This is a genomic window from Streptomyces sp. NPDC052101 (assembly GCF_040680235.1).
Classification (GTDB): domain Bacteria; phylum Actinomycetota; class Actinomycetes; order Streptomycetales; family Streptomycetaceae; genus Streptomyces.
Genome location: NZ_JBFAWH010000003.1, coordinates 25626 through 48584, shown reverse-complemented (window position 1 = coordinate 48584; position 22959 = coordinate 25626). Strand labels below are relative to the sequence as shown.

Here is a 22959-nt window from a genome sequence, read left to right as displayed (position 1 = left end):
GCCTCACCACCTGAGGATCAGCGTCTCGTCGCCGGTCGGCCCCGGTGCCGTCGCCGCCTGGGGCAGCGGCGACGGCAGTCGCGCGTACGCGCCGCCGCGGGCGAGGAGTTCGTCGTGCGTGCCCGTCTCCACCAGGCGGCCGCCGTCGACGACCAGGATGCGGTCGGCGTCGGGGGCGAGGGACAGATCGTGGGTGATCATGATCGTCGTACGGCCCGCCGTCAGGCGGCGCAGGGGCTGGACCACCACGCACAGCGTCTCGACGACCTCGACGGACTGCTCGTACATCTGGCTCAGCCGCGCCCCGCGCACACTGGCCCGCATCCAGGCGCGGGCCTCGCGGTCGAGCCGGTTCTCCTCGTCGGCGCGCCGGTTGCAGGCCTGGGTGAGGACGATGTTGCCGAGCGGCTCCTCCACCGCGGAGGTGATCGCGCCGTCGGCGACCCGCTCGGCGCGGGAGGCCTGCTCGATACGGCCGGAGAAACGGCGCGCGGCGCACAGGAACAGGGGCGCGAGGGCGAAGGTGGCGAGCGCCAGGTCCCAGCGCAGCCAGAGGGCGGCGGTGGCGTAGAAGACGGCCGAGAAGGCCGCCGATACGGCTCCCACGACACCCGACACCACCAGCCGCTCGATGGACTCGACGTCTCCGGTGAGCCGTTCGACCAGGTCGCCCCGGCGGTGCCTCTGGAAGAAATGCGGGGGCAGGTCCTGGACATGACGGAAGACGTTCGCGCGCGGGCGCAGGACGAATCTCTCGGCACTCCAGGCGGCCAGGGAATTGCCGAGATAACCGACGAGCGCGGCGAGCGCGGCCACCCCGAGCCAGGCGCCGGCCGGCCCCCAGAAAGCGGCGAGCCGGCCGGCCTTCAGGGCGTGGTCGGTCAGCTGGGCGAACAGCAGGATCGCAGCGGTCTCGGCGAGCGCGGCCACGACCACGCACGCGACGATCTCTGCGAGCCATGTGCGGTCCCCGCGGGTCAGCGGCCAGAACCGGCAAAAGGCCGCTCGGGCTTCCCTCAGCATCGGCGAATCCTTTCCACAGCTGTGGACAGGGCCGGGCTCGCCGTGGACACGGCCGGGGCGGGGCCACCGGTACGACCACGCGACCACCGGTGACCCCGCCTCACGACAGCTTGTGGAAAGACATAGCGGTACTCCGTTTCCCGTGATTTATGCCGGCGAATTCCGACACGGAAAACATTGCGCACCCGGGGGCCGGGAAAAGCCAATTCCGGTGAGACCTCAATTAAAGAGCCCCGTGAGTAATTCACAGGGAATTTCGGGAACCGCGGCGCCATTCACATAGGTTTTAGGGGGTGCCTGCCGTACCCTCTACGCATGAGCAGCGACGACACCGTACGAGCCTTCCCCGCCCGCTCCATCGAGACCTACTCCGCGCTCACCCCCGACCGGGCCGAGGCCGTGCTGGCCCTGCTCGCCGAGGCCGCCCGGGTCGACGGGCAGCAGCCGGTGTCCGAGCAGGGCCGGCTGCAACTGCGCGGGGGTGCCCGCGAGGGCGTCTCGCATCTGCTGCTGACCATCGGCGACGAACTCGTCGGCTACGCCCAGCTGGAGGACACCGACCCGGTGGAGGCCCCGGCCGCCGAACTCGTCGTCGACCCCGCGCACCGCGGGCACGGGCACGGCCGGGCGCTCGGCGCGGCGCTGCTCGGCGCCTCCGGCAAGCGGCTCAGGGTGTGGGCGCACGGCGGGCATCCCGCCGCCCGCCATCTCGCCCAGGTGCTCGGCCTGACCCTGTTCCGCGAACTGCGCCAGATGCGGCGGCCGTTGACCGATCTGCAGCTGCCCGACCCGGTGCTGCCCGAGGGCGTGACCGTGCGCGCCTTCGTGCCCGGCAAGGACGACGCGGCCTGGCTCGCGGTCAACGCGGCCGCCTTCGCCCACCATCCGGAGCAGGGCTCGCTGACCCAGCGGGACCTCGACGACCGCAAGGCCGAGCCGTGGTTCGATCCGGCCGGGTTCTTCCTCGCCGAGCGGCGCGGGGAGCTGATCGGCTTCCACTGGACCAAGGCGCACGCCGAGGAGGGCCTCGGCGAGGTGTACGTCCTCGGCGTGCGCCCCGGTGAGCAGGGCGGCGGGCTCGGCAAGGCCCTCACCACGATCGGCCTGCGCCACCTGGCCGGCCAGCAGCTGCCGACCGCGATGCTCTACGTCGACGCCGACAACCAGGCGGCCGTGTCGGTGTACGAGCGGCTGGGGTTCAGCACGTACGAGACGGACCTGATGTACCGCACGGAGACCTGACAAGCGCCCACCCGAGGGGCGGCCGGCTTGACGGCCGCCCCTCTCTTGCACCACCCTTTCACTACTCAATTAGTGAAAGGGTGGTGGAGCGGGTGGTCGAGTACCGCATCGACCGGCACAGCGGGGTTGCCACCTACGTCCAGATCGTCCAGCAGACCAAGCAGGCCCTGCGCATGGGCCTGCTCGAACCGGGCGACCGGCTGCCCACCGCACGCGAGGTCGTGGAGGCCACCGCGATCAACCCCAACACCGTCCTGAAGGCGTACCGGGAACTGGAGCGCGAGGGACTGGTGGAGGCGCGCCGGGGTCTTGGCACCTTCGTGCGGCGGGCGCTCGGCACCGCCCCGGTCGACTCCTCCCTCCGCGCCGAGCTGGAGGCCTGGGCCGACAAGGCCCGCGGATCCGGGCTGGAACGGGACGACGTGGCCGCACTCTTCACCGCCGTACTCGACACGCACTTCCAGGGAGAACCGTCATGAGCGACACGGCGATCGAGGCGACCGGCCTCGGCAAGCGCTTCGGGCGCCGGGGCGGCTGGGCGCTGCGCGAGTGCGCCTTCCGGCTGCCCGCGGGGCGGGTGTGCGCCGTCGTCGGGCCCAACGGCGCCGGCAAGTCGACGCTGCTGGCCCTCGCCGCCGGGCTGCTCCCGCACACCGAGGGGTCGATCAGGGTGCTCGGCACCAGCCCGGCCGCGGCCCGCCCGAGGGTCGGCTTCGTCGCCCAGGGCAAGCCGCTCTACCCGCAGCTCACGGTCGCCGAGATGGTGCGCATGGGCGGCGACCTCAACCCGGGCCACTGGGACACGGCCGTCGCCGAGCGGGTCGTCGCGGGCGGCGACCTGGACCCGAAGGCCCGCATCCGCACCCTCTCCGGCGGTCAGCGCACCCGGGTCGCGCTCGCCCTCGCCCTCGGCAAGCGGCCCGAACTGCTGCTCCTGGACGAGCCGATGGCCGACCTCGACCCGCTGGCCCAGCACGAGCTGATGGGCGCGCTGATGGCCGAGGCCGCCCAGTACGGCACCACGATCGTGATGTCCTCGCACGTGGTCGCCGAGCTGGAGGACTCCTGCGACCATCTGCTGCTGGTCGGCGGCGGCCACATCCGGCTGGCCGGCGAGATCGACGAGCTGCTCGCCGCCCACCGCAGGGTCTCCGGCGTCGCCGACTCCGCCCCTCTCGACGCGCACGCCGTGGTCGAGTCCCGGGTCACCGGCCGCCAGCTCACCGCCCTGATCCGCCCGGCCGGACCGCTCCCCGCCGACTGGCGCACCGCCGCGCCCTCGCTGGAGGAGCTGGTCCTCGCCCACCTGCGCAATCCCGAGGCCCCCAGCCTCACCACCGCTCCCGCCGTCACCGAGGAGAGTGCCGCGTGACCACCGCTTCGACCACCCTGCGCCCCCGCACGGCCCGCTGGCTGCTGCGGCTGCACCGGCCCGCGCTGTACGGCTGGGCCGGTCTGATCGTCGTCGTGGCCGGCGTGCAGATCGCCCTGGCCGGCCCGCTCGCAGACGCGGCCGCCGAGGGCTGGCGGCAGTTCCACGCCTGCGGCTTCTCGGCGAGGTGCAGCTACGACCAGGCGGCGATCCTGCGCTACAAGGACTTCTACGACTACGCGACCTACGCCGTGGACGCGCTGCCCTTCCTGCTGGCCGCCTGGGCCGGCGCCGCCCTGACCGGCCGGGAGCTGGAGAACGGCACCGCCGGTCTGAACTGGGTCCAGGGCATCTCCCCGGCCCGCTGGCTCACGGTCCGGCTGGCTCTCCCCGCCCTCCTCGCGACCACAGGCGGCTGCCTGCTGTTCTGGCTGCACCACCGGGCCTGGTCAGCGGGCCAAGGGCGCATCGACACCGCCAAGAGCTGGAGCGAGCTGGTCACCTTCCAGGCCAACGGCCCCACCAGCGTCGCCCTCACCCTCGCCGGGCTCACCGCCGGCGCCCTGGCGGGCCTGCTGCTGCGCCGTACGCTGCCCGCGCTGGTCCTCGGCGTAGCGATCACCGGCGCTGTCGCGGTGCTGGCCCAGCGGCTGATGCCGTACCTGTGGCCGGCGGTCACCCAGGTCACCTCGCTCCAGCAGGGCGGCGTCGGCCAGGGCATCGTGCTCGAACAGGGTCTGGTGGCCAAGTCCGGCGGCCATCTGCCGCTCCCGCAGTGCTCCACCGAGGCGGCGTGCGACGCGGCCCTCGCGAAGGCCTCCGGCTACTACGGCGTCTACCACCCCTACTCCCACTACTGGCCGCTCCAGCTCACCACGACCACCCTGATCCTGGCCGTCACCGGCCTGCTGGTCCTCGGTTGCGTACTGTTGCTGCGCCGCCAAACCGGTACGCTGCGCTCCGCCGCGCCGGCCGGGCGGGTCGAGGGGAGCCTTGTCGGCGCCGCCGCCTGAGGGACGCCCGAGCGCCACCGGATGTACGGCCGCGGGGCGGGTGCGGGATCGTGGTCTTTCGCGACGCCGATGCCCGGGAGCCGCCCCGCGCTATCCCGCACGTCATGTCTCCGTAACCATTGATTCAGCCAAGCTTGCGACGCTCGGCCAATGAAGCCCGCCGTGCCAGAGCCTTCGCCGCCCCCCGAGGGGCCCGCGCTGAAGGGGGCCGTGACGCTCCCGCCCGCACGTTCCGACGCGCCCGTGACACCCGTGGCGCGGAAGAATGGGGTCATGAGTCAGCAAGACGCCCCGGCACCTGTCCAGCACGCGCAGCCTCCTGTGGGCTCCATCGCCGCACACCGCCCGCACACGGTGGCCGCCACCGTCTCCGACCTGGAACCCGACATCGACGCGGACCTCGACGCCTACGAGGACGCGCAGGGTGACGGTACGCCCCTGCCCCAGGGTCGTTTCCTCGACCGTGAGCGCAGCTGGCTCGCCTTCAACGAGCGCGTCCTTGAGCTGGCCGAGGACCCGAACACGCCCCTGCTGGAGCGCGCGAACTTCCTCGCGATCTTCGCCAGCAACCTGGACGAGTACTTCATGGTCCGCGTCGCCGGCCTGAAGCGCCGTATCGCCACCGGTGTGGCGACGCGCTCCGCCTCCGGGCTGCAGCCGCGCGAGGTGCTGGAGATGATCTGGGCCCGCTCGCGCGAGCTGATGGCCCGGCATGCCGCCTGCTACCACGAGGACGTCGCCCCCGCACTCGCGGAGGAGGGCATCCACCTGGTCCGCTGGAACGAGCTGACCGACAAGGAGCAGGCCCGCCTGTTCACCCTGTTCCGGCACCAGATCTTCCCGGTCCTCACCCCGCTGGCCGTCGACCCCGCGCACCCCTTCCCGTACATCTCCGGCCTCTCCCTGAACCTGGCCGTCGTCGTACGCAACCCGGTCAGCCACCACAAGCACTTCGCGCGCGTGAAGGTGCCGCCGCTGCTGTCCCGCTTCCTGGAGAGCAGCCCCGGCCGCTACGTCCCCATCGAGGACATCATCGCCGCGCACCTGGAAGAGCTGTTCCCGGGCATGGAGGTGCTGGAGCACCACACCTTCCGCCTCACCCGCAACGAGGACCTGGAGGTCGAGGAGGACGACGCCGAGAACCTGCTCCAGGCCCTGGAGAAGGAACTCATGCGGCGCCGCTTCGGCCCGCCGGTGCGCCTGGAGGTGGAGGAGTCCATCGACCGCGAGGTCCTCGACCTGCTGGTCCGCGAGCTGAAGATCTCTGAGGCCGAGGTGTACCCGCTGCCCGGCCCGCTGGACCTCACCGGGCTGTTCCGCGTCCACGGCCTGGACCGGCCGGAGCTGAAGTACCCGAAGTACATCGCGGGCACCCACCGCGACCTGGCCGAGGTCGAGTCGGCGTCGGCGCCGGACATCTTCGCCGCCCTGCGCCAGCGCGATGTGCTCCTGCACCACCCGTACGACTCCTTCTCCACCTCCGTGCAGGCCTTCATCGAGCAGGCCGCCGAGGACCCGGACGTCCTCGCGATCAAGCAGACCCTGTACCGCACCTCCGGCGACTCCCCGATAGTCAACGCGCTCATAGACGCGGCCGAGGCCGGCAAGCAGGTCCTGGTCCTGGTCGAGATCAAGGCCCGCTTCGACGAGCACGCCAACATCAAGTGGGCGAAGAAGCTGGAGGAGGCCGGCTGCCACGTCGTCTACGGCCTGGTCGGCCTGAAGACGCACTGCAAGCTGTCCCTGGTGGTCCGCCAGGAGGGCGAGACCCTGCGCCGCTACAGCCATGTCGGCACGGGCAACTACCACCCGAAGACGGCGCGCCTGTACGAGGACCTCGGCCTGCTCACGGCCGACCCGCAGGTCGGCGCCGACCTCTCCGACCTGTTCAACCGCCTGTCCGGCTACTCGCGCCGCGAGACCTACCGCCGCCTGCTGGTGGCCCCCAAGTCCCTGCGCGACGGCCTGGTCGCGCGGATCAACAAGGAAGTCGAGCACCACCGCTCGGGCCGTCCGGCCTTCGTCCGCATCAAGGTCAACTCGATGGTCGACGAGGCGGTCATCGACGCCCTCTACCGCGCCTCCCAGGCGGGCGTGCCGGTGGACGTGTGGGTGCGCGGCATCTGCGCGGTGCGCCCCGGTGTCACCGGCCTGTCCGAGAACATCCGGGTCCGCTCGATCCTCGGCCGCTTCCTGGAACACTCCCGCGTGTTCGCCTTCGGCAACGGCGGCGAACCCGAGGTGTGGATCGGCAGCGCCGACATGATGCACCGCAACCTCGACCGCCGGATCGAGGCCCTGGTCCGCGTCGTCGACCCGGCCCACCGGGCGGCCCTGAACCGGCTGCTCGACACCGGCATGTCCGACTCCACCTCCTCCTGGCACCTCGGCCCCGACGGCGAGTGGATCCGGCACGCGACCGACGGGGACGGACAGCCCCTGCGCAACGTCCAGGAGATGCTCATAGACGCCCGGAGGCGCCGGCGTGGCACAGCAACACCTTGACCCGACGGACCCCACGGCCGAGGTGGTGACCGGGGACGCCCTCGCGGCGTATCTGCGCACCCAGGCCACGGAGTTCCTCCGCGCCCTGCGCCTGCACCGTGAGACCGGCGGTGCGGGCGGGGGCGCGGCCGCGCGCGACCGGTCGAGCGCGAGGGAGAACGGCGCGCAGGAGTCCGTCGACGCGGCGCAGGCCCTGCGCCGCTCGGCCCGCCGCGTCAGCGGCAGCCTGCACACCTTCCGCCCCCTCCTCGACCCCGACTGGTCCGAGGAGATGCGCCCCGAACTGGCGTGGCTCTCCGGCACATTGGGCCTGGAGCACGCCTACGAGGCCCGGCTGGAACGGCTGTTGCTCGCCCTGCACCGGCTGTCGGGGGCCACCGCGTTCCCGGGCCAGGCGACTTCCCTCGACGTGGCCGCGGGCGCCTCGATCACGGCCGTGGTCGCGAGCCCCACCCCGGAACGCGGCAACCTCACGGTGGGCGCGGCGAAGGCAGGCGCCCTGCTGGAACGCCAGTTGACGCTGGCCCGCACCCGAGCCCACTCCACGGCGCTCCAGGCCCTCGGCTCGTCCCGCTTCCACGCCGTCGCCGACAAGGTCGCCGTACTGGCCAGCGAAGTCCCCCTCACCCTCACCGCCCCCACCACCGATCTGCGCCCCCTGGCAGCCGCTGCGGAGGAACGGCTGACAGCCGCGATCACCGGCCTTCCCCTGGTCACCGCGGGCCTCCCGTACAACGCGGAGGCCCTGGTCCACGGCCTGTCCCCGGACCCGTCCCCGCACCCCCAGGACGGCCCCTGGCACCAGGTCCGGCTGCTGCTGCGCCTGCACCGGTACGCCCGGGAGGTGCTGCACGCGGGCAACTCCCCGGTGGACGTACGCCTGTTGGCGGCGGGCCAGGCGCTGAACCGGCACCGGGACGCCTCGGAGGCGGCAGCGGCGGCGGCCCAGGCCGCCCGTACGCCCCGGATCGCCCCGGCGACGGCGTACGCGCTCGGTGTGCTCCACGCGGACCAGCGGCACGAGGTGGAGGCGTCCAGGTTCGTCTTCCAGCAGGCCTGGCAGAAGCAGACCGTCAGCGCGTCCTGAGTTCCCCCGAGGAGGCGATGTGAGCGACATCCTGGTGCGAGCGGCCGGCTGTGTCCTGTGGCGCCGCTCGCCCATCGCCGGCGACCTGGAGATATGCCTGGTCCATCGGCCGAAGTACGACGACTGGTCGCATCCGAAGGGCAAGCTCAAGCGCGGCGAGGACGCGCTCGCCGGCGCCCTTCGGGAGGTCACGGAGGAGACCGGGTACACGGCCGAGCCCGGCGCGGAACTGCCGACCATGCACTATCTCGCGGGCGGCCGCCCGAAGCAGGTGCGCTACTGGGCGGCGGAGGCGATTTCCGGCCACTTCACGCCGAACGACGAGGTGGACCGGATCCTCTGGCTCTCCCCCGCCGCCGCCCGCAGCCGCCTCACCCAGCCCCGTGACCGGGACCTCGTGGACGCGCTTCACAGCTCCGCCGCGTGACCCTCCGCGTCCGCGCGGGCCTGGCTGCGGGCGCGGCGGGCGGGGCCACGCCAGCCACAGGTGCAGCGGGCCACGCAGAAGCGGCCCTGTTCGGTCGTCGAGGTGAGGTGGTCCTGCCCCTGCCGGACTCGCTCCGGTCCGTCCTGCTGCGCCACGCCGACAACGTTACCCACACCGCACCCACGCCGCGCTCAAAGGTCTCGTACGGCTTTCCCCGGCCCCGGCGGCGCGTGACGGCGCCCCCTACCCGTCGTTAACCGGACGACAGGGGGCCCGTGACGGACGTACCGGCTGGGGGTAGGCAGGCGATGGATCGGCGGCAGCACAGGAACGTGGGCAGGACGGTCGTCGCGATCGGCATCATGCTCGGCCTCGGGGCGGGGACCACGGGCTGTTACGACACCGGGGCCGCCGCCGAGGACGTCAAGGGCGGCGGCGATCCGGTCGCCATCCTGCACCGGGCCGCCGACACGCTGGGCGGCGCGGGCACTTCCAAGGCGACCACCTCCATGGAGATGGCCACGGGCGGCACCCGGGTCACCATCCGCGGCCAGGGCGTGTACGACTTCGGGCACCGGCTCGGCCGGCTCACGGTCGTCCTGCCCGAGGACCCGGCGGGCACCGCCGAGCACCAGCCGATCACCGAACTCCTCGCTCCCGGCGCCCTGTTCATGAAGAACCGGGGCGCGGGCGTGCCCGCCGACAAGTGGGTGCGGGTGGACACGGCCACGCTGTCCGACGGCAACCTGGTCACCGGCGGCGCGACCGATCCGTACGCGGCGGCCGAGGTGCTGCGCGGGACGCGGACGGCCACGTACCTGGGCAGGACCGAGGTCGGCGGGACCGCGGTGCGGCACTACCGGGGCACGGCGGACCTGAGCAGCGCGGCGCGCCATGCCTCCGCCGAGAACAGGCAGGCGCTGGCCGCGGCGGCGAAAGGGTTCGCCACGTCCGAAGTGCCGTTCGACGCCTACCTCGACGACCAGGGCCGCATCGTCAAGCTCAGACAGCGCTTCAGCTTCGTCAACGGCCTCCAGAAGACGCCCGTGGCGGTCGCCTCGACGACACTGCTGTACGCCTTCGGCGCCCCCGTCGACGTACGGCTGCCGCGCCCGGCGGACATCTACGCGGGCCGTATCGCCGAGGGTGATCATCCGGAGGATCACCCGGACGGGGACTAGGGCGAGCACTAGTCCGGGGCGTCACCCCGTAAGTAGCCCGTCCGTGCCATGCGCGGTGTGTAGAGGGCTGCCTACTCTAGGAAGTCGGTGACAGTGGAGAAGAGGTGAGGCGAGTGGCTCCGGTCGGCGGTACGGCGGTGCAGGACCACGTGGCCCTCGCCGAGATCGAGCTGTGCGGAGAGCTGATCATCGCGGCCTCCGCGGCGGAGGACCGGCTCAGCCTGGAGAGCATCGACGAGGTGCTGCGGGTGTCCGAGGAACGCGACGACTGGGAGCGCGGAAGCGTAGGCCGCAGGAGCGCGGGAGCCTAGACCGCAGGAGCGCGGGAGCCTAGGACCTCAGGAGACGGCCGATCGCCTTCGTCGCCTCGTCCACCTTCGTGTCGATCTCGTCGCCGCCCTTGAGCGCCGCGTCGGCCACGCAGTGCCGCAGATGCTCCTCCAGCAGCTGCAGCGCGAAGGACTGCAGCGCCTTGGTGGACGCCGAGACCTGGGTGAGTATGTCGATGCAGTACGTGTCCTCGTCGACCATCCGCTGCAGCCCGCGGATCTGCCCCTCGATCCGGCGCAGCCGCTTGAGGTGCTCGTCCTTCTGCTTGTGATAGCCGTGCGTGGCATGCGCGGTCTGCGCGGACTCGCTCACGGACTCACTCACGGTCTCGGAGGACGCCGTGGCGCCGGCCTCGGTCGTCGTCATCGCGGGCCTCCATCTCGGGACGAGCTGCGGATACATACCCCTACTGGGTATATGGTAACGAACTTTGCGGGGTAAGGAGCCCTTGGTGCGCCCCCGTGCTGATCAATCTGCCCGATGGGCGACACTGGGATGCGGCCCATTAGCCGTGGCCGGATGATGCGCCTAGCATCAGCCTGACCGAAACCGAAGCACCCCGAGGACCCCACGTGCGCTTTCGTCTGACCCCCAGGGAGACGAGCTTCTACGACATGTTCGCCGCATCCGCGGACAACATCGTCACCGGCTCGAAACTCCTGATGGAACTGCTCGGGGCGGACGCACCTGCCCGAGCCGAGATCGCAGAGCGTATGCGGGCCGCGGAGCACGCGGGTGACGACGCCACACACGCGATCTTCCACCAGCTGAACTCCTCGTTCATCACGCCGTTCGACCGCGAGGACATCTACGCCCTCGCCGGATCCCTCGACGACATCATGGACTTCATGGAGGAGGCCGTCGACCTGGTCGTCCTCTACAACGTCGAGGAACTGCCGAAGGGCGTCGAGCAGCAGATCGAGGTCCTGGCCCGGGCCGCCGAGCTGACGGCGGAGGCGATGCCGAACCTCCGCACCATGGACAACCTGACCGAGTACTGGATCGAGGTGAACCGCCTGGAGAACCAGGCGGACCAGATCCACCGCAAGCTGCTGGCCCACCTCTTCAACGGCAAGTACGACGCCATCGAGGTGCTCAAGCTGAAGCAGATCGTGGACGTCCTGGAAGAGGCGGCGGACGCGTTCGAGCACGTGGCGAACACGGTGGAGACCATCGCCGTCAAGGAGTCCTGAGGCGTCGATGGACACCTTCGCCCTGGTCGCGACCATCGCGGTCGCGCTCTTCTTCACCTACACGAACGGCTTCCACGACTCGGCGAACGCGATCGCGACGTCGGTGTCGACGCGGGCGCTGACCCCGCGGGCGGCTCTCGCCATGGCGGCGGTGATGAACCTCGCCGGTGCCTTCCTCGGCTCGGGCGTCGCCAAGACGGTCAGCGAGGGTCTGATCGAGACGCCCGCGGGCTCGCACGGGATGGGCATCCTCTTCGCCGCCCTGGTCGGCGCCATCACCTGGAACCTGATCACCTGGTACTTCGGCCTGCCGTCCTCCTCCTCCCACGCCCTGTTCGGCGGCCTGGTGGGCGCGGCGCTGGCGGGCAGTACGGCGGTTCACTGGAACGGCGTCATCGACAAGATCATCATCCCGATGTTCCTGTCGCCGCTGGTCGGCCTGGTGGTCGGCTACCTGGTCATGCTGGCGATCATGTGGATGTTCCGCCGCGCCAACCCGCACAAGGCCAAGCGGGGCTTCCGTATCGCACAGACGGTCTCGGCGGCCGGCATGGCCCTGGGCCACGGTCTCCAGGACGCCCAGAAGACCATGGGCGTCGTGGTGATGGCACTGGTGATTTCCGGCCATGAGACGTTCGGCGACCCGATCCCGGTGTGGGTGAAGATCGTCTCCGCTCTGATGCTCTCCCTCGGCACCTACGCGGGCGGCTGGCGCATCATGCGCACACTCGGCCGCAAGATCATCGAACTGGATCCGCCGCAGGGCTTCGCGGCCGAGGCCACCGGCGCCTCGATCATGTTCGGCACGGCGTACCTCTTCAAGGCGCCGATCTCCACGACCCATGTCATCACCTCGGCGATCATGGGCGTGGGCGCGACCAAGCGCGTCAACGCCGTCCGCTGGGGCGTGGCCAAGAACATCGTCCTGGGCTGGTTCATCACGATGCCGGCGGCAGCGCTGGTCGCTGCGCTGGCCTTCGGCGTGGTCAAGCTGACGGTGCTCTGACCGTCCTTCTTCTCCCACCCACCCACCCGTCTCGGCCCGCTGAAAAGCGAGGCAGGGGCGGGTGGGTTGTTTACCGGCCGAGCCGGGGTGAGCCCGGCGGATCGGGCGGGGCGTCAGTCCGCGTACTGCGGGTAGTACGTGCTCTTCGGCGCGATCTGCTCGGTTGCGAGCCCCGGCACCGTGAGGTTGCCGGTGACCAACACGTCCTGGTTGCACCAGGAGCCGTCAAGCTCCACGAGCCAGCCGCCAGGCTCCATCACCCAATCGGCGTCGGAGAGCTTCACGACCACGCCGCTGCCGCAGATGTACGCCCGGGATGCCTGCGAGACGATCCACTCGGCCTTTCTGGTTTCCGTCACCCCGTCGTTATGGCACCTCTCCGCCATCTCCCAGAGCAGGCGCCACCCGATACCGGGCGTCAGCGGCCCCACGTAGGCAAGCTGCTGGTCATCCACGAGAGTGGTCGCGTAGCCGAAGACGGGCCCGAACAAGGAGAAGACCGTGACCCGTCCCCGGCCCTTGGTTCCTTCGGCAGTTGCCACGAAAACTCCCTGTTTGCACCTAGAGTCCGGACCGTGAGGGCCGGACTCTATTGGCTGGCACTGACAGTGGCCCGTATCAGCAACAGGGGCCGTCGCCGCAGCAAGCCGATTCATTGCACTCAGCCTTGGTGCCCCACAGGGACTCGTCGACCTCGAAGCCGTGGGCGCGAATCTTGGCCACGACGTCCGCCATCGTGGCCTTGTCCCGGTATCGGGGACTTGGGGGCGTGGTGGATGAACCGGCCGTACCGTTTCCTGCAGAACTCGGCGTACTCCTCCGTGTGGAGCATGAAGGTGTGCCACCCGGGGTCCACCACCGTGGACGGCGACATGCCCTCGCCGGTCTGACCCATGCCGTCCAGGAAGGCCAGGGCCTCGCTCATGATTCGCTCGGCCGTGGACCGCTCGTGCCCGTACTCCTCGGCGCAGAAGTCCGCCAGCCGCTCGAACAGTTCGGGTGACACAAGGTCCCGGCCGTGCCGCAGGGCGACGGCGATCGGCATTTCAGGTGCCACAGTCATGGAAAGTCCTCTCTTCCACCTGATCTGATGTGCACGCGCTGACCCGCCCGCCCCATGGGGTGGGAGAAGCTCGTGCAGGAGAGGAGGGTGTCACTCTCTTCGCTCTCCATGGCCCTATCTTCGGCAGACCACGGATGCCGATCTAGTCGGTTTCCTGTTCCAGCAAGAATTCATCTCGGATCTTCTCGACCATGCCTCGCATGGCATCTCCGGAAACAGCGACACCCGCAAAATCTTCGAATTTATCGACGTAAAGGGCGACGTCCTGCGGATCCGTCACTGCCAGCTCCGCGTGAACAGTTTCCACCGTCACCATGCGGTCATCCTTGATCGAGAATGAGTGACTGGGGAAATCGGTCTGCCGCACTGACAACGGCACAACACGGAAGTCGACTCCGGGAATCCGGGATACGGAAATGAGCTTGTCGAGTTGCCCGGCCATCACAAGTGGTGGGACGATTCTCCAACGCAGTACGGACTCTGTGACAATGAAGCGAAGCTGCCTCCCCGGCTCGTACAGGATGCTGCTACAGACGCCGGAATACGTCCAGGCTGTCCTCGGGCGCAAGAACCTCACCGCGGACCAACTTGCCCGAGCAGTAGGTGCCCGGCTTGCGAGACGGGTACAAGCGCGGGTTGAAAGAGCCGCAGCAGAGTCGTACGGGACTCGATCGCCTGGATCTGCTGCTGCTTTCGGTGGTATCCGAGCCGTCGGTACAGGCGCCAGGCCGTTGCCTCGGTCGCCGCAGCCCGAGCGACCGACATGTACTCAGCCTTTACGTCTTCGGAGACCCCTACGGCAGTCAGAATCTGTTCCACATCCACGACGCTCGGCATGACGCTGCCGTTCTCGATTTTGGACAGCTTCGAACTGGACATGGCCGCGCCCCGGGCGACGGTCTTGGCTTCCTTTCCGGATGCCTGCCGTAGCGCCCGAAGCGCGGACCTCAGCTCAGCCTTGTTCACTCCCCGTGCCGTGCCCACCATTCCGTGAACGGTACGGCCTGCGAGAGCGCGGTGTCCCGGTAGGTCCGGAACTCGGCCAGCCGGCCTTCCTCCGCGAAGTGGCTCCCGAGGTACTTCCCGGCAGGGTCGTACGCCATCACCGCAGTATCCGTGCCGTCGAACATCCAGAAGTCAGGCGCGTCAGGGATCGGGTTCGCCTGCTCGGTGGTGTCGAGGATGAAAAACTCCTCACCGGCGGTCATGTTGCGCCGATATCCCCAGGACAGCTCGAATCGGAGATAGTCCGTGAGCGGGCGGGACAGAACGTGCACGCGATACACACGCTTCCCGGCCTTGGTGGCGTCCCCCACTGTCGTCAGCCATGCGGCTGCCTTGTACGACTCCGGCTGCTCCCGCCCTGCCAGAAACTCCTGATAGGCGTCGACTCCCCCCGACTGGCTGTAGTCGTCCAAAGTCTCCAGCCGGAACGCTTCGCGCTCGAACGCCGTGAACCACTCTGCTAAGGTCCCCCGGTCGGTGGCGTACAGCGTCGGGCACTCTCCCTCGTCGCACTCACCTACCAGTCGCGCCAGCTTTACCATCGCAGGCTCCTCCCACATGTGGACTGGTCGTCACCACTGATCGTCCCGACCGTGCCGCGCGTTCGGCAAGAGTCCCTGGTTTCCGTTTCTGGAAACCGTCAACACACGGCGGACGAGCCTCCGGCTTCTGCAGGATGTGGATCGCGGTGGGGGTAGCGGCTGTTTCGGCGCAGTTGGCGGCTTCCGCGCTGCTGCCGCACCATGAGGCCGATGTCCCTGCGGATCTCGCGCAGACGCCGGCCGAGGGCCTGCCATGCTTGCTTGACACTGGATGAGGCACGCCGGGGATTGTGGATCAGGTGGGCTGGTAGTCCGCGTGCGGCACTGCCAAGGACCAGACGGTGTCGAACGCACTCGCGCACAGTTTCACAACCGTCGGGTCGTCAGTGAACTCTTCGTCATCCGGCGCAAGTTCACCATCACCGGCGAAGTGGTGGAAGACCACCGAGCTGTCGTCGAACAGCCAGAGGTCGTTGCCCGGCAGGGCGAGTGCGGAGGCGCCCGTCAGGTGATGCTCAAACCTGATTTAGTCCGACACCGGCTCCGACACGATCCGCGCACGGCGCACCTCGACCCCCTGGCCGACCAGGTCGGCGATCAGCCGCAACCACGGACGGCTCTCCGGGTCGCTCTCGGCCGGGTCGTTCCTGACGCCCTGCCGCCAAGCTGCGAACCGTGGATCGGATCGCATGTACCCGTCGCGCATCTCCAGGTGCACGGCGGCACGGGTGCAGCCCCTGAGCCGCTCCTCAAGCGTCGGCATCGCCAACGCTGTTCACCTCCAGGAAGAACTGCACCCGTACCGGAGGAAATCCGTCCAGGTGGAGGGTGTGATGGTGAGGTGGGGGGCATTGGGGGTCTTGGAGTCTCGGATGTGGATCGTGGTGGGGGTGGGGGCTATTTCGACGCAGTTCGAGCCGTCGCCGCTGTAGGTGGACTTCTGCCAGTGGAGTATGTGCATGGTGGGCCCTCACAAGTCCTGGATACGTTGGTGAATGAAATCGCGTGTTTTGGCTGGCGTGAGCGCGCAGGACTCCATACGGTCCACCACCGCCCGGTACTTGCCCAACTGGGCTTCGGCGTCGAGGAACTCACAGGCACCGTGATGTGAGTCCAACTGAACGGTGTCGAGCTGGGGAACAAGCCCCTCTACGTAGTCGAAGGACTGGCCCGTCGTCGGGAAGTGATCCGTCCCGAACGGGACCACCCGGACCGTGACATGGGGCAGCTCGCTCATGTCGAGAAGGTGCTTGAGCTGGCCATGGGCGACGGCAGGACCGCCGAAGCCCATGCGGAGTGCCGTCTCGTGAATGATCGCCGTGTACGGAGGCGGATCAGCCCGGTGCAGGACGCCTTGGCGCTTGATGCGGTGCGTGAGGCAGTACTCGATCTCGTACTGGCGCATCGGCGGCACAACCGACCGGAAGAGAGCACGGGCGTGGTCGGTTGTCTGCAACAGCGCCGGGATGTGGATCAGAAGTGCCACACGCAGCGCGGAGGCGTGGTGCTCCAACCGGGTTCCGCCTGCCCCGGTTGACGTCGAGGAGGGGCGCGGGCTGCACCTCGTACAGGAATACGCCGACTCGTGGGGCGGCCTGGCCCTCGGGGACAACCCGCTGGACCGAGGAGCCGGGAAGCTGCTGTGGTTCGAGGTGGGCGGGCAGCGGGTCGGAGGAGCGCGGACGGCCATTGCCTGACAGCGGCTCACTGCCGACCGAGCCCCCGGAACCGCTGCTGAAGCCGAATGCAATGGGCCCGCCCCCGGGAGCCAGGGGCGGGCCCTCTTGCGTCCTCGCGGTGGCACCGCCATGCAGCACCGCGAGGGGTCTATGACACCGACCGGCGTCGGCTTAGCCGAAGCGGCCGGAGATGTAGTCCTCCGTCGCCTGGACGGACGGGTTGGAGAAGATGCGCTCGGTGTCGTCGATCTCGATCAGGCGCCCCGGCTGGCCGACCGCCGCCAGGTTGAAGAACGCCGTACGGTCCGAGACACGCGCGGCCTGCTGCATGTTGTGCGTCACGATGACGATCGTGAAGCGCTCCTTCAGCTCGCCGATCAGGTCCTCGATGGCGAGCGTGGAGATCGGGTCCAGGGCGGAGCAGGGCTCGTCCATCAGGAGGACCTTGGGCTCCACCGCTATCGCCCGTGCGATGCAGAGGCGCTGCTGCTGGCCGCCGGAGAGGCCGGAGCCCGGCTTGTTCAGGCGGTCCTTGACCTCGTTCCAGAGGTTCGCGCCCTTGAGCGACTTCTCGACGATGTCGTTCAGCTCGCTCTTCTTGAACTTGCCGTTCAGGCGCAGACCCGCCGCCACGTTGTCGAAGATCGACATCGTGGGGAACGGGTTCGGGCGCTGGAACACCATGCCCACCTCGCGGCGGACGGACACCGGGTCGACGCCCGTGCCGTACAGGTCCTCGTCGTCCAGCAGCACCTTGCCCTCGACGCGGCCACCGGGGGTGACCTCGTGCATACGGTTCAGCGTGCGCAGGAACGTCGACTTGCCGCAGCCGGAGGGGCCGATGAACGCCGTCACCGAACGCGGCTCGACGGTCATCGAGATGTCCTCGATCGCCTTGTGGGAGCCGTAGTAGGCGGTCAGACCGCTTACGTCGATTCGCTTGGCCATTACTACTTCACTTCCAAACAGTCGGTCGCTGTAGGCCGCGTCAGCGACCGGTCTTCGGGGCCTTCCAGCGGGCGATGCCGCGAGCCACCAGGTTGAGGATCATCACGAAGGCGATCAGCGTGAGGGACGCCGCCCAGGCACGGTCGTAGGCCGCCGTGGAGCCCGAGCTGTTCGCGTACTGCTGGTAGATGTACAGCGGCAGCGCCTGCTGGGCACCCGAGAACGGGTTGTTGTTGATGAAGCTGTTGCCCCACACCAGCAGCAGGATCGGCGCCGTCTCGCCCGCGATGCGGGCGATCGCCAGCATGATGCCCGTGGTGATGCCGCCGATGGAGGTCGGCAGGACCACCTTCAGGATGGTGCGCCACTTGGGCACGCCGAGCGCCAGGGACGCCTCACGCAGCTCGTTCGGGACGAGCTTGAGCATCTCCTCCGTGGAGCGGACCACGACCGGCATCATCAGGATGGCCAGGGCCAGCGAGCCGGCGAAGCCGAAGGGCTGCATGTCGGACATCAGCATGAGGCTGAGGATGAACAGACCCGCGACGATGGAGGGGATACCGGTCATCACGTCGACGAAGAAGGTGACCGCGCGGGCGAGCTTGCCGCGCCCGTACTCCACCAGGTAGACCGCCGTGAGCACGCCGATCGGCGCGCCGATCAGGGTGGCGAGGCCGACCTGCTCCAGGCTGCCGATGATGGCGTGGTAGATGCCGCCGCCCGGCTCGGAGTCGGCGACGATGCCCATGGAGTGGGTGAGGAAGTAGGGGTCGAGGACCTTCACACCGCGCTTGACGGTGGTCCAGATCAGGGAGACCAGCGGGATGAGCGCGATCAGGAAGGCCACCCAGACCAGGGCGGTGGCGACGCGGTCCTTGGCCTGCCGCTTGCCCTCCACCCGCGCCGCGACGGCGAAGGTGCCGAAGATGAAGAGCAGTGCGGCGATCAGGCCCCACTCGACCTTGCTGCTGAGGCCGGCGCCCAGGCCGATACCCACGGCGACCACGACGGAGCCGGCGGCGATCGCCCACGGCGACCACTTCGGCAGGCTGGCGCTGCGCAGCGTGCTGGGACGCTTTTCGGTGACGGCTGCGGTGCTCATGCGTTGGCCCCCGAGTACTCCTTGCGGCGGGCGATGATCGCGCGGGCCGCGCCGTTGACCAGCAGGGTGATGACGAACAGGATCAGACCGGAGGCGATGAGCGCGTCACGGCCGTCCTGCGTCGCCTCGCCGAACTTGCTGGCGATGTTCTGGGCGAAGGTGCCGCCACCCGGGTTGAGCAGGCTGGCGTGGATGACGAAGTCCGGGGAGAGCACGGTGGCGACGGCCATCGTCTCGCCGAGGGCGCGGCCGAGGCCGAGCATGGAGGCGGAGATCACGCCGGAGCGGCCGAAGGGCAGTACGGCCATGCGGATCACCTCCCAGCGCGTGGCGCCGAGGGCGAGAGCGGCCTCCTCGTGCATCTGCGGGACCTGGCGGAAGACCTCACGGCTCACGTTGGTGATGATCGGCAGGATCATGATCGCGAGCAGGATGCCGACGGTCAGCATCGAGCGGGGGGCGCCGCCGTCCCAGGAGAAGATGCCGGTCCAGCCGAAGTAGTCGTTCAGCCAGCCGAACAGGCCGTTCATGTGCGGTACGAGGATCAGCGCGCCCCAGAGGCCGTAGACGATGGACGGCACGGCGGCGAGCAGGTCGATCACATACGCGACGGGACCGCTCAGCCTGCGCGGGGCGTAGTGGGTGAGGAACAGCGCGATGGCGACCGCGATCGGCACGGCCAGGGCCATGGCGATGACCGAGGAGACCACCGTGCCGAAGGCCAGGACGGCGATGCCGAAGGACGGCGGGATGACGTTGGTGTTCCACTCGAAGGTGGTCAGGAAGTTCCCGTGGTCCTTGCCGATCGCGATGGACGCGCGGTAGGTGAGGAAGACCGCGATCGCGGCCATGATCACCAGCAGCAGGATGCCCGAGCCTCGGGAGAGGCCCAGGAATATGCGGTCGCCGGGGCGGGTCTTGGTGCGCGCGGCACCCTGCTTCCCGGCGGCGGCCGGCTGGGGGGTGGGGGGAGATGCGTCAGTTGTTTTAGTCGATATGTCCATCAGGGATTCTCCGGTCTGCTGAGCCGCTCACCCGGTGGGGCGGGCAGCTCTTGGCGGCGGTGCACCGGACGGTGCGGCCCGGCCCGCGGAAAGGCCGTGGGAACCGGGCCGCACTCTCGGATCAGGTCAGCTGAGGCCCGCGATGGTGGTGCGGACCTTGCTGATGATCTCGTCGGGCATCGGCGCGTAGCTGATGCCGCTCAGGATCTTCTGGCCGTCCTCGGAGGCGATGTAGTTGAGGAAGGACTTGACGGTGGGCAGGGTGTCGGCCTTGTTGCCCTTGTCGCAGACGATCTCGTAGGTCACCAGGGTGATCGGGTAGGCGCCGTCAGCCTTGGTGTTGTAGTTCAGCTGGAGGGACAGGTCCTTGCCGACGCCGACGACCTTGGCGTCCGCGATGGCCTTGGTGGCGCTGTCGGTGCTGGGGGCGACCGGCTGGGCGGCACCGGTGCTGATGCTCGCGGCCTTGACGCCGTCACCGACGTAGGACAGCTCGAAGTAGCCGATGGCGCCGTTGGTCTGCTTGACCTGCTGGGCCACACCGGAGGACTGGGCGGCGGACTGGCCACCCTGCGCCTGCCAGGTCTTGCCGCCCGTGTACTTCCAGTTCTCCGGGGTGGCGGCCTTCAGGTACTTGGTGAAGTTGTCCGTGGTGCCGGAGTCGTCCGAGCGGTGGAAGGCCTGGATCTTCAGGTCGGGAAGCTTCGCCTTCGGGTTCAGCTTCGCGATCGCCGGGTCGTTCCAGTTCTTGATCTTGCCGTCGAAGATCTTGGCAACGGTGGGGGCGTCCAGGACCAGGTTGTCCACGCCGTTCAGGTTGTAACCGAGGGCGATCGGGCCGCCGACCATCGGGAGGTCGATGCCCTGGCCGCCGGAGCAGACCTTCTTGGAGGCGGCGACCGCGTCGGGCTTCAGCGCGGAGTCGGAACCGGCCCACGGGATCTGGCCCTGCGTGAAGGAGGTCACGCCGGCGCCGGAACCACCGGCCTTGTAGTTGATCTGCACGCTGCAGGCCTGGGAGAAGTTCTTCACCCAGGCGTCGATCGCGTTCTTCTGCGCGGAAGAGCCGTCCGACAGCAGCTGCCCCTTGGCGCCGTCGCACTTGATCGAGGAGGCGTTGGTGGCACCGGACGGGTTGCCCGACGCCTTGGAACCGCCACCGTTGTCGTCGGAGCCGCACGCCGTCAGGGCCAGGGCGCCGGAGACGGCGATCGCACCGAGGGAGATGGCGCGCAGCCGGTTCTTGCGCTGAAGCTTCACTTTCGGGAGTTCCTTCCAGGAGCCGCCGCGAGGGGCGGCGTGCGAAGTATCGAGGGTTGTGAGCGCTCATACGGCCGAGCCGAGCGCATGAATGGCCGCGCTCCGCACCGTGCACGGCCGAAATTAGGCAGAACAGGTGAAGCCGCCGATGGCCGGAAGTGAACGGCGGGTGAACCCCTGCCGTCGGCCTGGTTAGGTCACGGAATGCTTACAGGGAGAGCACACGGAGGTTCCGACGGCAGGGTTAAGCGCACACGTCTTCGACGTTCGCTTTCCTGTGTGCGAACTGTTGCGAACCGGGCGCGAACCAATGTGCCCTTCGGTGCCATCTCACCCCAGGAAAGGCCAAGGGGGCCTGGGGAGAGGTGACAGACGACGATGGGCATGGAACGCCGTACGTTCATCGCTGGCGGCACGGCCGCACTGGCCGCGACCGCGCTGACCGGGTGCAGCTCGGGCTCCGGCAGGTCCACCACGTCGGCCGCCACCGGCTCATCGTCGCTCACGTCGCTCAAGACCACCAGCGTGAACGCCGCCGCGAACTGGACCGACCTCGCCCATGACCTGGACGGCACCCTGGTCCGGCCCGGCGACGCGGACTGGACGACGGCCCACCAGCTGTACAACACCCGCTTCGACGGCCTGAAGCCCGCCGCCGTGGCCTATGTGGCGCACGCCGACGACATCCGGACGGCCCTCTCCTACGCCCACGCGCACAGCATCCGGGTCTCCATACGCAACGGCGGCCACTCCTACGCGGGCTACTCCTCCGGCGACAGCCGCCTCATACTCGACGTCGGCCGGCTGAACCGCATACGGGTCAGCGGCGGAGCGGCGGTGGTCGGCGCGGGCTCCAAGCTGATCGACGTCTACCGGGCGCTGGCCGCGAAGGGCGTGACCATACCCGCCGGCTCCTGCCCCAGCGTCGGCGTCTCCGGCCTGGTGCTCGGCGGCGGCCACGGCGTCGCCTCCCGCGCCTACGGCCTGACCTGCGACAGCCTCACCCAGGCGACCCTGATCACGGCCGACGGCACCCAGGTCACCGCCAATGCCTCGTCCCACGCCGACCTCTTCTGGGCGCTGCGCGGCGCCGGCAACGGCAACTTCGGTGTGGTCACCGAGCTGCAGTTCAAGACCCACGCGGCGCCGCAGGCCGTGACGGCGTACATGACATGGCCGTGGGCGAAAGCGGCCGCGGTGCTGAAGGCCTGGCAGGAGTGGGGCCCGACCCAGCCCGACGAGATCTGGTCCTCCCTCCACCTGTCCTGCTCCCCCGGCGGCACCCCCTCGATCTCCGTGGCCTGCTTCTCCCTCGGCACCTACGGCGAACTGCAGAACGCCGTGGACCGCCTCGCCCACGCGGCCGGCGCGGGCGCCACCTCCGTCACCCTGCGCCGCCGCGGCTACGAGGAGGCGATGGAGATCTACGCCGGCTGTTCCTCCTTCTCGACGGACGCCCAGTGCCACCTGCCCGGCTCCACCCCGGGCCGCTCCCCGCAGGGCAAGCTCGGCCGGGAGACGTACGCGGCGCGCTCGGACTTCTTCGACCGCTCGCTGTCGGCGGCCGGCATCCAGACGGTGCTGCGGCAGATCGCCTCGGTGCGGGGCGGCGCCGGCAGCATCGCGTTCACGGCTCTCGGCGGCGCGGTCAACCGCGTCAACCCGACGGCGACGGCCTTCGTGCACCGCCGCTCCCGCATGCTGGCCCAGTACATCGCGTCCTGGGGCGCGGGGGCCTCCGGCGGTTCGGCCCAGTCCTGGCTGACGTCGGCGCACGACGCGATGAAGCCGTACGCCTCCGGGGCGGCGTACCAGAACTACACCGACCCGACGCTGAAGAACTGGCGGGCGGCGTACTACGGCGACGCGGCGAACCGCCTCACCAAGGTGAAGCAGCAGTACGACCCGCAGCGCTTCTTCTCCTACGCGCAGGGGCTGTAGGGGGCCCTGCTCCCCTTGGGGAGCTGCGGTGCGGTG

Annotated in this window: 23 protein-coding genes and 3 pseudogenes; 12 read left to right on the top strand and 14 right to left on the bottom strand. The window is 69.4% G+C overall.

The annotated features are described in order from the left end of the window. Positions 1-3 precede the first annotated feature (3 nt). Positions 4-1023, bottom strand: coding sequence for an ABC transporter transmembrane domain-containing protein (locus tag AB0L75_RS07385; RefSeq protein WP_365176584.1), 1020 nt, complete (start codon positions 1021-1023; stop codon positions 4-6). A gap of 315 nt (positions 1024-1338) precedes the next feature. Between AB0L75_RS07385 and mshD the strand changes: the two genes are divergently transcribed. From mshD to AB0L75_RS07350, 7 genes are all read left to right on the top strand, one after another. Continuing rightward, a complete protein-coding gene (mshD, locus tag AB0L75_RS07380) occupies positions 1339-2265 on the top strand; it encodes a mycothiol synthase (RefSeq protein WP_365176582.1) in 927 nt (308 codons plus the stop codon). Positions 2266-2357: 92 nt separating this feature from the next. Then, on the top strand, positions 2358-2744 hold the full coding sequence (locus tag AB0L75_RS07375; protein WP_365178025.1) for a GntR family transcriptional regulator: 387 nt from the start codon (positions 2358-2360) through the stop codon (positions 2742-2744). Further along, a complete protein-coding gene (locus tag AB0L75_RS07370; RefSeq protein ID WP_365176580.1) occupies positions 2741-3637 on the top strand; it encodes an ABC transporter ATP-binding protein in 897 nt (298 codons plus the stop codon). Before AB0L75_RS07375 ends, AB0L75_RS07370 begins: the two co-directional genes overlap by 4 nt. Then, positions 3634-4650 carry an ABC transporter permease gene (locus tag AB0L75_RS07365; RefSeq protein WP_365176578.1) on the top strand — a complete coding sequence of 339 codons (1017 nt, stop codon included), beginning with the start codon at positions 3634-3636 and terminating at the stop codon, positions 4648-4650. Before AB0L75_RS07370 ends, AB0L75_RS07365 begins: the two co-directional genes overlap by 4 nt. A gap of 273 nt (positions 4651-4923) precedes the next feature. Further along, positions 4924-7155, top strand: a complete 2232-nt coding sequence (locus tag AB0L75_RS07360) for an RNA degradosome polyphosphate kinase (RefSeq protein ID WP_365176576.1) — start codon at positions 4924-4926, stop codon at positions 7153-7155. Further along, the gene (locus AB0L75_RS07355) at positions 7136-8242 is read left to right on the top strand and encodes a CHAD domain-containing protein (RefSeq protein WP_365176574.1); all 1107 of its coding nucleotides are present in this window, start codon (positions 7136-7138) and stop codon (positions 8240-8242) included. Before AB0L75_RS07360 ends, AB0L75_RS07355 begins: the two co-directional genes overlap by 20 nt. A gap of 19 nt (positions 8243-8261) precedes the next feature. Continuing rightward, entirely contained in the window at positions 8262-8669 is a 408-nt protein-coding gene (locus tag AB0L75_RS07350; protein WP_365176572.1) for an NUDIX hydrolase, read from the top strand. Here AB0L75_RS07350 and AB0L75_RS07345 read toward each other — a convergent pair. Beyond that, a complete protein-coding gene (locus AB0L75_RS07345) occupies positions 8651-8824 on the bottom strand; it encodes a hypothetical protein (RefSeq protein ID WP_365176571.1) in 174 nt (57 codons plus the stop codon). The genes AB0L75_RS07350 and AB0L75_RS07345 overlap by 19 nt on opposite strands. A gap of 153 nt (positions 8825-8977) precedes the next feature. Here AB0L75_RS07345 and AB0L75_RS07340 point away from each other — a divergent pair, with 153 nt between their 5' ends. Together AB0L75_RS07340 and AB0L75_RS07335 are read left to right on the top strand one after the other, a co-directional pair. Next, positions 8978-9850, top strand: coding sequence for a hypothetical protein (locus AB0L75_RS07340; protein ID WP_365176569.1), 873 nt, complete (start codon positions 8978-8980; stop codon positions 9848-9850). Positions 9851-9954: 104 nt separating this feature from the next. Continuing rightward, positions 9955-10161 (top strand): hypothetical protein, encoded by a 207-nt coding sequence (locus tag AB0L75_RS07335; RefSeq protein ID WP_365176567.1) that lies wholly within the window; start codon positions 9955-9957, stop codon positions 10159-10161. A gap of 19 nt (positions 10162-10180) precedes the next feature. Here AB0L75_RS07335 and AB0L75_RS07330 read toward each other — a convergent pair whose 3' ends face one another. Next, entirely contained in the window at positions 10181-10546 is a 366-nt protein-coding gene (locus tag AB0L75_RS07330) for a metal-sensitive transcriptional regulator (protein WP_365176565.1), read from the bottom strand. 206 nt (positions 10547-10752) lie between these two features. Between AB0L75_RS07330 and AB0L75_RS07325 the strand changes: the two genes are divergently transcribed. Both AB0L75_RS07325 and AB0L75_RS07320 read left to right on the top strand, forming a co-directional pair. Next, positions 10753-11373 carry a DUF47 family protein gene (locus AB0L75_RS07325; protein ID WP_031173265.1) on the top strand — a complete coding sequence of 207 codons (621 nt, stop codon included), beginning with the start codon at positions 10753-10755 and terminating at the stop codon, positions 11371-11373. 7 nt (positions 11374-11380) lie between these two features. Next, complete coding sequence (locus tag AB0L75_RS07320; RefSeq protein WP_365176563.1) at positions 11381-12379, top strand: inorganic phosphate transporter; 999 nt, start codon at positions 11381-11383, stop codon at positions 12377-12379. A gap of 113 nt (positions 12380-12492) precedes the next feature. Here AB0L75_RS07320 and AB0L75_RS07315 read toward each other — a convergent pair whose 3' ends face one another. The 11 genes and pseudogenes from AB0L75_RS07315 to pstS all read right to left on the bottom strand — a co-directional run bounded on the left by AB0L75_RS07315 (position 12493) and on the right by pstS (position 20982). Beyond that, positions 12493-12921, bottom strand: coding sequence for a hypothetical protein (locus AB0L75_RS07315; RefSeq protein ID WP_365176561.1), 429 nt, complete (start codon positions 12919-12921; stop codon positions 12493-12495). Between the two features lie 119 nt (positions 12922-13040). Further along, a complete protein-coding gene (locus AB0L75_RS07310) occupies positions 13041-13442 on the bottom strand; it encodes a hypothetical protein (RefSeq protein ID WP_365176559.1) in 402 nt (133 codons plus the stop codon). 142 nt (positions 13443-13584) lie between these two features. Next, a pseudogene (locus AB0L75_RS07305) lies at positions 13585-14408 on the bottom strand (helix-turn-helix transcriptional regulator). Continuing rightward, on the bottom strand, positions 14405-14989 hold the full coding sequence (locus AB0L75_RS07300) for a DUF6879 family protein (RefSeq protein WP_365176557.1): 585 nt from the start codon (positions 14987-14989) through the stop codon (positions 14405-14407). Before AB0L75_RS07300 ends, AB0L75_RS07305 begins: the two are co-directional and overlap by 4 nt. 295 nt (positions 14990-15284) lie before the next feature. After that, positions 15285-15752: pseudogene (locus AB0L75_RS07295) on the bottom strand (DUF6879 family protein). A 12-nt stretch (positions 15753-15764) separates the two neighbouring features. Continuing rightward, entirely contained in the window at positions 15765-15950 is a 186-nt protein-coding gene (locus AB0L75_RS07290; RefSeq protein ID WP_365176555.1) for a DUF397 domain-containing protein, read from the bottom strand. Between the two features lie 9 nt (positions 15951-15959). After that, positions 15960-16502, bottom strand: a pseudogene (locus AB0L75_RS07285) (DUF5753 domain-containing protein); the annotation flags it as partial. Positions 16503-16839: 337 nt separating this feature from the next. After that, on the bottom strand, positions 16840-17616 hold the full coding sequence (gene pstB, locus AB0L75_RS07280) for a phosphate ABC transporter ATP-binding protein PstB (protein WP_365176553.1): 777 nt from the start codon (positions 17614-17616) through the stop codon (positions 16840-16842). Positions 17617-17656: 40 nt separating this feature from the next. After that, positions 17657-18718, bottom strand: a complete 1062-nt coding sequence (pstA, locus tag AB0L75_RS07275) for a phosphate ABC transporter permease PstA (protein WP_365176551.1) — start codon at positions 18716-18718, stop codon at positions 17657-17659. Further along, positions 18715-19722 carry a phosphate ABC transporter permease subunit PstC gene (pstC, locus tag AB0L75_RS07270; RefSeq protein ID WP_365176549.1) on the bottom strand — a complete coding sequence of 336 codons (1008 nt, stop codon included), beginning with the start codon at positions 19720-19722 and terminating at the stop codon, positions 18715-18717. The genes pstA and pstC overlap by 4 nt, the downstream gene beginning before the upstream one ends. Before the next feature lie 126 nt (positions 19723-19848). After that, positions 19849-20982, bottom strand: coding sequence for a phosphate ABC transporter substrate-binding protein PstS (gene pstS, locus AB0L75_RS07265; protein WP_365176547.1), 1134 nt, complete (start codon positions 20980-20982; stop codon positions 19849-19851). Between the two features lie 384 nt (positions 20983-21366). Here pstS and AB0L75_RS07260 point away from each other — a divergent pair, with 384 nt between their 5' ends. Continuing rightward, the gene (locus AB0L75_RS07260; RefSeq protein ID WP_365176545.1) at positions 21367-22923 is read left to right on the top strand and encodes an FAD-binding oxidoreductase; all 1557 of its coding nucleotides are present in this window, start codon (positions 21367-21369) and stop codon (positions 22921-22923) included. The last annotated feature ends 36 nt before the right edge of the window (positions 22924-22959 follow it).

Bases quoted from the DNA above. Each gene is read 5' to 3' on its own strand.
- AB0L75_RS07385 (WP_365176584.1), bottom strand. From the start codon at position 1,023: ATGCTGAGGGAAGCCCGAGCGGCCTTTTGCCGGTTCTGGCCGCTGACC.
- mshD (WP_365176582.1), top strand. From the start codon at position 1,339: ATGAGCAGCGACGACACCGTACGAGCCTTCCCCGCCCGCTCCATCGAG.
- AB0L75_RS07370 (WP_365176580.1), top strand. From the start codon at position 2,741: ATGAGCGACACGGCGATCGAGGCGACCGGCCTCGGCAAGCGCTTCGGG.
- AB0L75_RS07360 (WP_365176576.1), top strand. From the start codon at position 4,924: ATGAGTCAGCAAGACGCCCCGGCACCTGTCCAGCACGCGCAGCCTCCT.
- AB0L75_RS07340 (WP_365176569.1), top strand. From the start codon at position 8,978: ATGGATCGGCGGCAGCACAGGAACGTGGGCAGGACGGTCGTCGCGATC.
- AB0L75_RS07330 (WP_365176565.1), bottom strand. From the start codon at position 10,546: ATGACGACGACCGAGGCCGGCGCCACGGCGTCCTCCGAGACCGTGAGT.
- AB0L75_RS07320 (WP_365176563.1), top strand. From the start codon at position 11,381: ATGGACACCTTCGCCCTGGTCGCGACCATCGCGGTCGCGCTCTTCTTC.
- AB0L75_RS07310 (WP_365176559.1), bottom strand. From the start codon at position 13,442: ATGACTGTGGCACCTGAAATGCCGATCGCCGTCGCCCTGCGGCACGGC.
- AB0L75_RS07300 (WP_365176557.1), bottom strand. From the start codon at position 14,989: ATGGTAAAGCTGGCGCGACTGGTAGGTGAGTGCGACGAGGGAGAGTGC.
- AB0L75_RS07290 (WP_365176555.1), bottom strand. From the start codon at position 15,950: ATGCACATACTCCACTGGCAGAAGTCCACCTACAGCGGCGACGGCTCG.
- pstB (WP_365176553.1), bottom strand. From the start codon at position 17,616: ATGGCCAAGCGAATCGACGTAAGCGGTCTGACCGCCTACTACGGCTCC.
- pstA (WP_365176551.1), bottom strand. From the start codon at position 18,718: ATGAGCACCGCAGCCGTCACCGAAAAGCGTCCCAGCACGCTGCGCAGC.
- pstC (WP_365176549.1), bottom strand. From the start codon at position 19,722: ATGGACATATCGACTAAAACAACTGACGCATCTCCCCCCACCCCCCAG.
- AB0L75_RS07260 (WP_365176545.1), top strand. From the start codon at position 21,367: ATGGAACGCCGTACGTTCATCGCTGGCGGCACGGCCGCACTGGCCGCG.